9 protein-coding genes and 5 tRNA genes are annotated in these 11,221 nt (G+C 70.6%); 4 read left to right on the forward strand and 10 right to left on the reverse strand.

Annotated features, from left to right (window positions below; translation table 11 throughout):
* Positions 1–9: 9 nt before the first annotated feature.
* The 4 genes from ppk1 to B351_RS0113785 all read right to left on the reverse strand — a co-directional run bounded on the left by ppk1 (position 10) and on the right by B351_RS0113785 (position 5,977).
* Complete coding sequence (gene ppk1, locus B351_RS0113770; RefSeq protein WP_019399624.1) at positions 10–2,139, reverse strand: polyphosphate kinase 1; 2,130 nt, start codon at positions 2,137–2,139, stop codon at positions 10–12.
* Positions 2,136–3,560: a phosphate regulon sensor histidine kinase PhoR gene (phoR, locus tag B351_RS0113775; protein WP_019399625.1), complete on the reverse strand. Its 1,425-nt coding sequence runs from the start codon at positions 3,558–3,560 to the stop codon at positions 2,136–2,138. The genes ppk1 and phoR overlap by 4 nt, the downstream gene beginning before the upstream one ends.
* An 11-nt stretch (positions 3,561–3,571) precedes the next feature.
* Positions 3,572–4,261, reverse strand: coding sequence for a phosphate regulon transcriptional regulator PhoB (gene phoB / locus B351_RS0113780; RefSeq protein ID WP_026010729.1), 690 nt, complete (start codon positions 4,259–4,261; stop codon positions 3,572–3,574).
* Between the two features lie 75 nt (positions 4,262–4,336).
* The gene (locus B351_RS0113785) at positions 4,337–5,977 is read right to left on the reverse strand and encodes a M48 family metalloprotease (protein ID WP_050992233.1); all 1,641 of its coding nucleotides are present in this window, start codon (positions 5,975–5,977) and stop codon (positions 4,337–4,339) included.
* 200 nt (positions 5,978–6,177) lie between these two features.
* Here B351_RS0113785 and grxC point away from each other — a divergent pair, with 200 nt between their 5' ends.
* From grxC to B351_RS0113800, 3 genes are all read left to right on the forward strand, one after another.
* Complete coding sequence (grxC, locus tag B351_RS0113790; RefSeq protein WP_019399628.1) at positions 6,178–6,465, forward strand: glutaredoxin 3; 288 nt, start codon at positions 6,178–6,180, stop codon at positions 6,463–6,465.
* The gene (locus B351_RS0113795; protein ID WP_019399629.1) at positions 6,462–6,845 is read left to right on the forward strand and encodes a carboxymuconolactone decarboxylase family protein; all 384 of its coding nucleotides are present in this window, start codon (positions 6,462–6,464) and stop codon (positions 6,843–6,845) included. The genes grxC and B351_RS0113795 overlap by 4 nt, the downstream gene beginning before the upstream one ends.
* Before the next feature lie 150 nt (positions 6,846–6,995).
* Positions 6,996–8,000: an isocitrate dehydrogenase gene (locus tag B351_RS0113800; RefSeq protein ID WP_019399630.1), complete on the forward strand. Its 1,005-nt coding sequence runs from the start codon at positions 6,996–6,998 to the stop codon at positions 7,998–8,000.
* 143 nt (positions 8,001–8,143) lie between these two features.
* Here the strand turns inward: B351_RS0113800 and B351_RS0113805 are convergent, their stop codons facing one another.
* The 6 genes from B351_RS0113805 to B351_RS0113830 form a co-directional block, all read right to left on the reverse strand.
* On the reverse strand, positions 8,144–8,899 hold the full coding sequence (locus B351_RS0113805) for a Bax inhibitor-1/YccA family protein (RefSeq protein ID WP_019399631.1): 756 nt from the start codon (positions 8,897–8,899) through the stop codon (positions 8,144–8,146).
* 137 nt (positions 8,900–9,036) lie between these two features.
* Positions 9,037–9,122: transfer RNA gene (locus B351_RS0113810), tRNA-Leu, on the reverse strand.
* 82 nt (positions 9,123–9,204) lie between these two features.
* Positions 9,205–9,280, reverse strand: a tRNA-Lys gene (locus B351_RS0113815).
* A 78-nt stretch (positions 9,281–9,358) separates the two neighbouring features.
* Positions 9,359–9,435, reverse strand: a tRNA-His gene (locus B351_RS0113820).
* 34 nt (positions 9,436–9,469) lie between these two features.
* Positions 9,470–9,546, reverse strand: a tRNA-Arg gene (locus B351_RS0113825).
* Positions 9,547–9,585: 39 nt separating this feature from the next.
* A tRNA-Pro gene (locus tag B351_RS0113830) sits at positions 9,586–9,662 on the reverse strand.
* Between the two features lie 245 nt (positions 9,663–9,907).
* Between B351_RS0113830 and tig the strand changes: the two genes are divergently transcribed.
* A complete protein-coding gene (tig, locus tag B351_RS0113835) occupies positions 9,908–11,203 on the forward strand; it encodes a trigger factor (protein ID WP_019399632.1) in 1,296 nt (431 codons plus the stop codon).
* The last annotated feature ends 18 nt before the right edge of the window (positions 11,204–11,221 follow it).

Below are 11,221 nucleotides of genomic sequence, written 5' to 3' on the forward strand. Positions count from 1 at the left end.
CCGGGGAGGCTAGAGCGCGTCCAGCAGCGCCTGCTGCGCCGAGTGCGGCGCCTCGCCCTCGGCGGGCACGCATTTGCGGTACGTGCCGTCCGGGCCCAGCTCCCAAGCATTGAGGTTGTCGGCCAGGCAGTTCTGCAGCACCTCGCGCTCGATCCGCTCGGCCAGCGCCGGGTCCAGGATCGGGAAGCAGATCTCCACCCGCCGCAGCAGGTTGCGCTCCAGCCAGTCGGCGCTGGCGCAGTACATCTCCGGGCGGCCGTCGTTGCCGAACCAGTACACCCGGCTGTGCTCGAGGAAGCGGCCGACGATCGAGCGCACGCGGATGTTGTCGGACACGCCCGGCACGCCCGGGCGCAGGGTGCAGGCGCCGCGCACGATCAGGTCGATCTGCACCCCGGCCTGCGAGGCCTGGTACAGCGCGCGCACCACCTGCGGCTCGTTGAGCGCGTTCATCTTGGCCACGATCCGCCCGGGGCGCCCGGAGGCGGCCAGCTGCGCCTCGCGCGCGATCCGGCTCAGCAGCCCCTGGTGCAGGGTGAACGGCGATTGCAACAGGCGCCGCAGGCGGATCGACGGCGCCAGCCCGGACAGCTGCTGGAACAGCAGGTGCACGTCGTTGCCGATCTCCGGGTCGGCGGTGATCAGGCCCAGGTCGGTGTAGCTGCGCGCGGTGCCGCTGTGGTAGTTGCCGGTGCCCAGGTGCACGTAGCGGCGCAGGCGCCGGCCCTCGCGGCGCACGATCAGCAGCATCTTGGCGTGGGTCTTGTAGCCGACCACGCCGTACACCACCTGCACGCCGGCTTCCTGCAGGCGGTCGGCCACGCCGAGGTTGGCGTCCTCGTCGAAGCGCGCGCGCAGCTCCACCACGACGGTGACGTCCTTGCCGTTGCGCGCGGCCTGTACCAGCGCGTCGACGATCGCCGAGTCCTTGCCGGTACGGTACAGGGTCTGCTTGATCGCCAGCACGTCCGGATCGACCGCGGCCTGCTTGAGCAGCTCCAGCACGGCGCTGAAGGAGTCGAACGGGTGGTGCAGCAGCACGTCGCCGCGCGCCACCGCCTCGAACACGCTGCCTTCCTCGAAGCGGTTGCGCGGGGTGAACGCGGGGTACTTCAGTTCGGGGCGCTGGACCAGCTCGTGGACCTGGATGACGCGGTTGAGGTTGACCGGGCCGTCGATGTAGTAGACCGCGTTCTCCGGCAGCTCGAAGTTCTGCAGCAGGGAGCGCACGATCGGGCGCGGGCAGTCGTGGGCGATCTCCAGCCGCACCGCCGGGCGGTAGCCTCGGCCGGCCAGTTCGGTGCGCAGGGCCGAGGCGAGGTTGTCGACCTCGTCCTCGTCGACCACCAGCTCCGAGTTGCGGGTGACGCGGAACTGGTATGCGCCCTTGACCGTCATGCCGGGGAACAGCTCGTCGACGAAGGCGGCGAGCATCGAGGACAGCAGCACGAAGGCCTGCTCGTCGCTGCCGTGCAGCTGGCGCGGCAGCTCGACGATGCGGTTGAGCGAGCGCGGCGCGCGCACGATCGCCAGGTGTCCCGGTCGCCCGAACGCATCCATGCCCTCGAGCATCACGACGACGTTGAGCGACTTGTTGAGGATGCGCGGGAACGGGTGCGACGGATCCAGCCCCAGCGGCGACAGCACCGGCATGACCTTGTTGCGGAAGTAGGCGCGCAGCCAGCGGCGCTGGCGCGGGCTCCAGGCCTGGCGCGGCAGGATGCGCACGCCGGCCTCGGCCAGCGCCGGGCGCAGCACCTGGTTCCAGCAGCGGTACTGCGCGTCCACCAGTTCGGCGGCGCGCGCGTGGATGGCGTCCAGCAGCTGCGCCGGGGCCATGCCGTCGGCCGCCGGAGGCAGGCCCAGCTGCATGGCATGGCGCACGGTGGCGGTGCGGATCTCGAAGAACTCGTCGAGGTTGGTGCAGGAGATGCACAGGAAGCGCAGGCGCTCCAGCAGGGGTACCTTCGGGTCCATGGCCTGGGCCAGCACCCGGGAGTTGAAGTCCAGCTGGGAAAGCTCGCGGTTGAGGTACAGCGCCGGGTCGCGCAGCGGGTCGGCCGGCTCGTGGCCGGTGGGCAGGGGCACCAGCTGCGGTGCCTCGGTGCCTGTGCGCGTGTCGGTGGTCGGACGGTTCATGGCAGCACCCCCTGCAGCTGCTGATCATGCCTCGGACGGACGCGTTCGGGGCCGAAGTGGCAGGCGAAGGTGCTGCCCTGGCCCACGTTGCTGTCGATCGACAGCCGGGCCTGGTGCAGGCCCAGCACGTGCTTGACGATGGAAAGGCCCAGCCCGGTGCCGCCGCTCTCGCGCGAGCGGCTGCCGGAGACCCGATAGAAGCGTTCGGTCAGGCGGGGGATGTGTTCGGGCGGGATGCCGACCCCGGTGTCGCGCACGGCCAGCACCGCGCCGCCATCTTCGCCGCGGCGGAATTCGATCGCGATGGTGCCGCCGGCGGGGGTGTAGCGCACCGCGTTGCCGACCAGGTTGGAGAAGGCGCTGTGCAGTTCGCGCGCCGAGCCGAGCAGGTCGCAACCGGCGGTGTCGCGCACCTCGATGGCGTGGCGGCCCTGGCTGCAGGCCTCGGCCTCGCGTCGCAGGCTCGCCAGCACCGGGCCCATGGCTACTTCCTCCTCAGGCAGGCTGTCGCGCGCCTCCAGCCGCGACAGTGCCAGCAGGTCCTCGACCAGCTGGGTCATGCGCTGCGACTGCTTCTGCATCTCCGCCAGCATCGGGCCCCACCCGGGGAAGTCCTCCGGGTCGAGCATGTCCAGGTAGCCGTGGACCACGGTCAGCGGGGTGCGCAACTCGTGGGAGACGTTGGCGACGAAGTCGCGGCGCATCTGCTCCAGGTGCAGCAGCTTGCTGACGTCGCGTGCCAGCAGCAGCCAGTAGTCCTCCGAATAGGGGATCAGGCGCAGGTTCAGGCGCAGGCCCGGGTCCACCGGGGAGGGCGCGTCGAGGATCGGTTCGGCGTTGCGCCCGGCCGCCATCCAGCGTGCCATCGGCAGCGGCCGCAGGCGCGCGGCTACCGGCGCGCCCAGGTCGCGCGGGTGCTGCAAGCCCAGCAGCGCGGTGGCGGCGCGGTTGAACCACAGGATGCGCTGGGTGTTGCGGTCCACCACCAGCACCGCGTCCGGCAGCGCGGCGGCCGCGGCGCGGTAGGCCTGCAGCATGTCCAGCAGGCGGCGGTTGCGTGCGCGCATGCCGGCCTGGTTGCGGTGCAGGAGCCGGTCCAGCGCGTTCCAGGCGCCGCCGCCGGATGGCGGTTCGCGGTGCTGGCGCCGGTCCAGCGCGGCCAGCACCCGGTGCAGGCGCCAGCCGTGCCAGGCCAGCAGAGCCAGTGCCACCGCCGCCAGCACCGCGCCGGGATGGCCGCTGGCGAAGCCGCCAACGGCGGCGCCGGCCAGCACCAGCACCGTGCCGGCCAGGGTACGGCGCCAGGCCTGGCGTAGCCGGGCCGCGTCCTCGCGCGCGCCGGCGTCGGCGGGCAGGGCGGACTCCGGGTCGGGGAAGCGTGGTGCGCCCGCGGGCGGGAAGGGGCCGGTCCGGCTGTCCATCCGCGCGGGGATCAGGCCGAGGCCGAGAAACGGTAGCCGGCGCCGCGCACCGTCTGCACCATGCCCTCGGCGCCGAACGGCTCCAGGGTCCGCCGCAGGCGGCGGATGTGCACGTCGATCGTGCGCTCCTCCACGTACACGCTGCCGCCCCAGACGTGGTCCAGCAGCTGGGCACGGCTGTACACCCGGTCCGGGTGGGTCATGAAGAAGTGCAGCAGGCGGTACTCGGTGGGGCCGATCGGCACCGGGGCTTCGCCGGCGAACACGCGGTGGGCCGCGCCGTCGATGCGCAGGACGCCGGCCGAGACGCTGCCGTCCTCGTCGTCCTCGCGCGCGCGCCGCAGCACCGCCCGCACCCGCGCCAGCAGCTCGCGCGAGGAGAACGGCTTGACCACGTAGTCGTCCACCCCGGCCTCCAGGCCGCCGACCCGGTCGTTCTCCTCGCCGCGGGCGGTGAGCATGATGATCGGGATGTCGCGGGTCAGCGCCTCGCGGCGCCAGCGCCGGGCCAGCTCCAGGCCGCTGGTGCCGGGCAGCATCCAGTCCAGCAGGATCATGTCCGGGACGCGGTCGGCGATGGCGGCCTGGGCCTCGCGCGCGTCGCCCGCATGCACCGGCACGTATTCGCCCTTGCGCAGGGCAAAGGCGACCATGTCGCGGATCGCGGGCTCGTCGTCGACGATGAGGATCTGCTTCTGCACGCCGGCTCCTCCGGTATCGCCAGTCATTAGACTACCGTTGCATGACAGTTCCATGACAACGGCCGGCGGCGGCGTTCAACGCCGCTGCATGTCCGGATCGCGCACGCCCTGGCGGCGCAGTTCCAGCACCGTGGGGGTGATCGCGGCGATCCGCGCGTCGATCCGCGCGCGCGCCACGTAGTCCAGGTCGCCGCGCTTCTTCAGCGTCTCCAGCTGGATCAGCGCCTGCTCCGGCCGCCCGTTGAGGAAGGCGGCCTCGGCATAAGCCTCGCCGGCGCGCGCGCTGTCGCCGGCCAGCTCGCAGGCACGGGCGAAGGTGCGTTGGAACACCGGGTCGTTGCCGGAGCGCGCCAGCAGTGGCCGCAGCACTTCCTGGGCACGCTTGCCGGCGGCTTCGTTGCCCTGGGCGACCAGCACCCTAGCATAGGTCAGCACCACCGCGCGGTGGCCAGGGTGGCGCTGCAGCAGCTGGTCCAGGCGGGCATTGGCTTCGGCCGTGCGCCCGGCCTGCGCCTCGGCCTCGGCCAGGGCCAGGGCCACCCACAGGTTCTGCGGGTCCTCCTCCAGCAGCTGGCGCAGCTCGCCCGCCACCGCCGCCGGTTCGCTGGACAGGCGCACCACGGCCAGGCCATAGCGCTGCGCCGGGCTCAGCCCGGAGGGGCTGGCGCGGCGCAGGGCCTCGTACTCGCGCACCGCCGCGTCGGTGGTGGTGGCGCTGAGCGCGCGCAGGCGCTCGCGCGCCCACTCGAAGTGGCCGGTGGCCCCGGAGGGCCGCGCGCTGCCGCCCAGCGAGGCCAGTTCCAGCCCGGCCGGGAGCAGGGGATTGCCGCGCCCGGCCAGCAGCGGCGGCAACTGCGGCTGCGCCGGGGGCTCGGCGACCACCCGCTCCACCCGCGAGACGGTTTCCCCGTCCACCTCGCCCACGGTGGTGGTGGCGGTGACGCTGCGCCCGCGCATCTGGTCGGCGCGCTGCTTGGCCTCGGCGATGCGGGTGGTGTTGACCGGGTGGGTGCGCAGGTACTCGGGCACGCTGTAGCCGCCGGAGTTGCCGCGGGTGGCGAACGACATGCGCGCGAAGAAGTCGGCCATCGCGTCCACGTCGTAGCCGCTGCGGGCCAGGGCGCGGATGCCGAGGCGGTCGGCCTCGTGCTCGTTGGCGCGGGTGTAGTTGATCTGGTTCTGCTGCATCAGGCCCATGGCGCTGATGATGGCCGCCTGCGAGGCGTCGCCGGAGGACGAGCCGCCGGCGGCCTGGGCCGCGACCACCGCCGCCAGCATGCCCAGCAGGATCGGGATCTGGTCGCGCTGGGCGCGCTCGACCCCGCGCAGCACGTGCTGCTGGGTGACGTGGGCCATCTCGTGCGCCAGCACCGCCGCCACCTCGTCCTCGCGCTCGGCGGTCAGTACCAGGCCGGCATTGACACCGATGTAGCCGCCGAGGGTAGCGAAGGCGTTGATCTGGCGGTCGCGCAGCATGAACAGCGTGTAGCGCTGTTCGGGCCGGTCGCTGTAGGCGCCCAGGCGGTCGCCCAGCGCCTGCAGCCAGTCGTCGATCAGCGGGTCGTCCAGCAGGTAGCCGTAGTTGCGCAGCTCGCGCAGCATCATCCCGCCGTACTCCTCCTGCCTGGCGGGGGTGAGCAGTTCGCCGGCCGAGGACCCGATGTCCGGCAGGCGCAGGCTGTCCTGCGCCGGAGCCGGCCCGGCCGGGGCCAGCATCAGCGTCAGCAGCAGGGCGGCGGCGAGGGGGCGGGGAGCGGGCAAGCGCGTTACTCCGTGGTTCGGCCCAGCATTGCGCGCGCGCCGGGCCGACGGGTGAATCCAAAGTTAATCCGGTGGCGGGACGGAGCGTTACGCGCGCGATCTCCGCAGCCCGATACCATAGCCGCTTCGACCCCGTAATACCGCTGGAGTTTCCCGTGTCCGAAGCGACCCCCGCCATCCGCATCTATTCCACCGCCATCTGCCCGTACTGCGTGGCGGCCAAGAACTTCCTCAAGAGCCAGGGCCGGGAGTGGACCGAAATCCGGGTCGACCTGGACCCGGCCGAGCGCGAGAAGATGGTCAACCTGACCCGCCGCACCAGCGTCCCGCAGATCTTCATCGGCGAGGTCCACGTCGGTGGCTACGACGACATGATGGCCCTGCACCGGGCCGGCAAGCTGCTGCCGCTGCTGGAAGGCCAGGCGCCGGAGGGTTCGGCATGAGCGGCGGCGACCGCGTCCGCGAGTTCACCGAGTTCCGCCAGCGCATGAACCAGCGGATCCTGGCCGAGCCCAACCAGGTCGTGCGCCGGTTCTTCGCCCTGGACACCCAGGCCTACCAGGCCGGCGCCCTGGACGTGAAGACCAAGGAGCTGCTGGGCCTGGTGGCCTCGCTGGTGCTGCGCTGCGACGACTGCATCAGCTACCACGTGGCCCAGTGCCGGCAGGCCGGGGTCAGCCGCGAGGAGTTCTTCGAGGCGTTCTCGGTCGGCCTGGTGGTGGGCGGCTCGATCGTCATCCCCCACCTGCGCCGGGCCGTGGACTTCCTCGACAGCCTGGAGGCGGGGGAGGCCGGCCAGCCCCTGGTCCACGAGCACGGTTGAGCCCGGGCCCGGCGAGGGCGGCCGGGCATGCTCCCAAGGTCGGAACCTGTATTCAGCCGGGATGGGGCATAATTTCAGCACCAACTTTCCCCTCCCTGCGCAGCCGGACCCGCTCCCGGGACCTGCCGCGCCTGTCCGGAACTATTCCTCATGACCCAGAAGATCACGGTCATCCGCGGCGACGGCATCGGCCCGGAGATCATGGATGCAACCCTGCACGTCCTCGACCAGCTTGGCGCGGGCCTGGAGTACGAGTTCGCCGACGCCGGCGTCGTGGCGCTGGAGAAGCACGGCGACCTGATGCCGAAGGAGACCCTGGCCTCGATCGAGCGCAACAAGGTCGCCCTGAAGAGCCCGCTGACCACCCCGGTGGGCGGTGGCTTCACCTCGATCAACGTCAGCCTGCGCCGCCACTTCGACCTGTACGCCAACGTACGCCCGGCGATCTCGTTCCCGAACACCAAGTCGCGGTACGAGAACATCGACATGATCACGGTGCGCGAGAACACCGAGGGCGCCTACCTGTCCGAGGGCCAGGAAGTCTCCCCGGACGGCGAGGTCGCCGTCTCCAGCACCCGCGTCACCCGCAAGGGCTCCGAGCGCATCGTCCGCTACGCCTTCGAGCTGGCCCGCAGCACCGGCCGCAAGAAGGTCACCGCGGTGCACAAGGCCAACATCATCAAGTCGACCTCGGGCCTGTTCCTGAACGTCGCCCGCGAGGTGGCCGCGCAGTACCCGGACATCGAGTTCCAGGAAATGATCGTGGACAACGCCTGCATGCAGCTGGTGATGCGCCCCGAGCAGTTCGACATCCTGGTCACCACCAACCTGTTCGGCGACATCATCTCCGACCTGTGCGCCGGCCTGGTCGGCGGCCTGGGCCTGGCCCCGGGCGCCAACATCGGCGAGAAGGCGGCGATCTTCGAGGCCGTCCACGGCACCGCCCCGGACATCGCCGGCAAGGGCATCGCCAACCCCTGCGCGCTGCTGCTGGCGGCGGCGCAGATGCTGGACCACATCGGCCAGGGCGCCAACGCCGAGCGCCTGCGCAAGGCGATCGTCGCCACCCTGGAGGCCAAGGACGCGCTGACCGGCGACCTGGGCGGCACCGGCACCACCATGGGCTTCGCCAAGGCCATCGCCAGCCGCCTCTGAGCGGCCGCGCGGCAGCCACGCAGTACCTGGACGGGGCGCTTCGGCGCCCCGTTCTTTTTTGCGCCGGTGGCAGCGGCGGGGAGCGCGCAAACGCAAACGGGCGCCCGAAGGCGCCCGTCCGCGGGTCCCGCCGGGGCGGGAGGTCAGTCGCGCGACTGCAGCTTGGACAGCAGGCGCAGGATTTCCAGGTACAGCCACACCAGGGTGACCATCAGGCCGAAGGCGCCGTACCACTCCATGTACCTGGGCGCACCCTGCTCGACGCCGGTCTCGATGAAGTCGAAGTCCAGCACCAGGTTCAGCGCCGCGATCACCACCACGAACAGGCTGAAGCCGATGCCGATGATCCCGGACTCGTGGATGAAGGGGATCCGGATGTCGAAGAAGCCCAGCACGATCGAGGCCAGGTACACCAGGGCGATGCCGCCGGTGGCCGCGACCACGCCCAGCTTGAAGTTCTCGGTGGCCCGGATCAGGCCGCTGCGGTAGGCGAACAGCAGGGCGAACAGGGTGCCGAAGGTCAGCATCACCGCCTGCATCACGATGCCCGGGAAGCGGGCCTCGAACACCGAGGAGATGGCGCCCAGGAACAGGCCTTCGGCCAGCGCGTACAGCGGCGCGGTGACCGGCGACCACTCCTTCTTGAAGATGGTGGCCAGGGCCAGGACGAAGCCCGCGATCATGCCGCCCCAGACATAGCCCATGCCGGTCACGCCGTATTCGGTGACCTGCACCTGCGACCAGGCGAAGGCGCCGGTCAGCACGGCCAGCAGCAACAGCAGGCCGGTCTTGTTGACGGTGCCGTTGAGGGTCATTGCCCCGGCATCGCGCGAAACGACGGTGCCGCTGCCGAGGTCGAGGAAGGTGGATTCCCTGAGGGCGGGATTTCCGCTGCGCATGGTTCGCTCCGTCGAATCAGGATGGACTGGCCGGAAGCATACAGGCAGCCACCGGAGCGGGGCATGACCGGCCGACCGGCGGCGGCCTGCGGACGACTGCAGGGACGATGCGCGTTTGCCGGCGGTTCCGCCGGGAATGGTGCGAAAGGCGGGACTCGAACCCGCACGGGGGTTACCCGCTGGAACCTAAATCCAGTGCGTCTACCAGTTCCGCCACTTTCGCGCGTGCCGGCGCATTCTAGCGCGCCGCAAATCCGGGTTGCCCAACGAAAAACGCCCGGCATTGCCGGGCGCTTCCTACAGGGTGGTGGGCCGTCAAGGATTCGAACCTTGGACCTACTGATTAAGAGTCAGCTGCTCTACCAACTGAGCTAACGGCCCCTGAAACCTGAGCCGCTCAGTGTAATGACACCTCGCGACTTGTGCAAGCCCCCTTTGCAGGAAATTTGCACCGAAGGGTGGGGTGGCTGATGGGATTCGAACCCACGACCACTGGAATCACAATCCAGTACTCTAACCAACTGAGCTACAGCCACCACATTTGAAGCAACTTCCGGCCAGTGCCCGTAATGGCGCGCCTGGCAGGAATCGAACCTGCAACCGCCGGCTTAGAAGGCCGGTGCTCTATCCGGTTGAGCTACAGGCGCACAACACGGTTTCGCATCGCCCTGCTGCCGACAGCAGGATGGTCGGGGTAGAGGGATTCGAACCCCCGACATCCTGCTCCCAAAGCAGGCGCGCTACCAGACTGCGCTATACCCCGGCGTTCTGGCTCCGGCTCCGGCAGGCCGGAAACCGGCTCCCGGAGCGTCCGCGCTCCGTAAGGTCGGCTATTGTCGTGAATGCGCCGAGCGCCTGTCAATGGCATCGTGACAAATACTGGCGCGGCCGCCGGGGATCGGCCAAACTAGCGCGTTTCCCGCGCACGCCGGCAGGATGTCGGCGCTGTCCGTCCACCCAAACCGATCGACCCGCGGCCAGCCGCCGCGGCGCAGGAGCCAAGACCACATGCAAGTTTCCGTCGAATCCACGGGCAACCTCGAGCGCCGCCTGAACTTCAGCCTGCCGGCGGAGCAGCTGGAAGCCGGCGTCAGCGGCCGCCTGCGCGAGATCGCCCGCACCGCCCGCATCAAGGGCTTCCGCCCGGGCAAGGTTCCGGCCAAGGTGATCGAGCAGCGCTTCGGCGACCAGGTCCGCGCCGAGGTCCTGGGCGCGCTGGTGCGCCAGACCTTCGACGCCGCGGTGCGCGAGCACGAGCTGCGCCTGGCCGGCGCCCCGCGCATCGACCGCGCCGCCGAGGACAGCCTGGACTTCGTCGCCACCTTCGAGGTGGTGCCGGACTTCGGCGAGATCGACGTGACCAAGCTCCAGGTGATCCGCCACACCGCCGAGGTCACCGAGGCCGACATCGACCAGATGATCGAGAACCTGCGCCTGCAGCGCCGCACCTGGAGCAAGGTCGAGCGCGCCGCGGCCAAGGGCGACCTGGTGGTCGGCACCCTGTGGACCGAGGCCGGCGACTTCCGCCAGCCGGCCGAGGGCGAGGAGCGCTTCTCCACCATCATCGGCTCGGCCCAGCTGCTGCCGGCGCTGGAAGACGCCCTGGCCGGCCTGGAGCAGGGCACCGAGCACGTGCTCGACGTGGCCTTCCCGGAGGCCTGGCGCCAGGCCGAACTGGCCGGCAAGACCGCCCAGGTCCACGTGGTCCTGCAGCAGGTCTCCGAGCCGGTGCTGCCGGAGGTCGATGCCGCGTTCATCAAGAGCTTCGGCGTCAAGAGCGGACAGATGGACAAGTTCCGCGAGGACATCCGCACCAATCTGGAGCGCGAGCTCAAGGGCGCGCTGATGAACCGCCTGCGCCGCGAGGTCGGCGAGCAGCTGGTCGCCGCCTACGCCCACGTCGAGCTGCCGCCGCGCACGGTCGAGAACGAAGCCCGCGGCATGCTGTTCCAGCAGCTGGAGCAGGTCCGCCGCAGTGGCCGCGACCCGGGCCAGGTCCCGGCCGACGCCTGGCAGCAGTTCCTGGAGCCGGCGCGCAAGCGCGTCCTGGCCGGCCTGCTGGTGGGCGAGATCGCCCGCCGCAACGACCTGCGCCTGGATCCCAAGCGCCTGAACGAAACCCTGCGTCTCATCGCCTCGACCTACGAGGAGCCGGAGCAGGTCATTGAGATGTACCGCAACGACCCCCAGCTGATGCAGGGACTGCAGGCCCGGGTGATGGAAGAGCAGGTGATCGACTGGATCGCCGAGCGCGCCCAGCACACCGAGCAGGCGCTGTCGTTCCAGGAAGCGATCCGGGCATGATGGCGCCGTGGCGGCGGG

Source organism: Pseudoxanthomonas sp. GW2 (genome assembly GCF_000283075.1).
In the GTDB taxonomy this organism is placed as follows: Bacteria; Pseudomonadota; Gammaproteobacteria; order Xanthomonadales; family Xanthomonadaceae; genus Pseudoxanthomonas.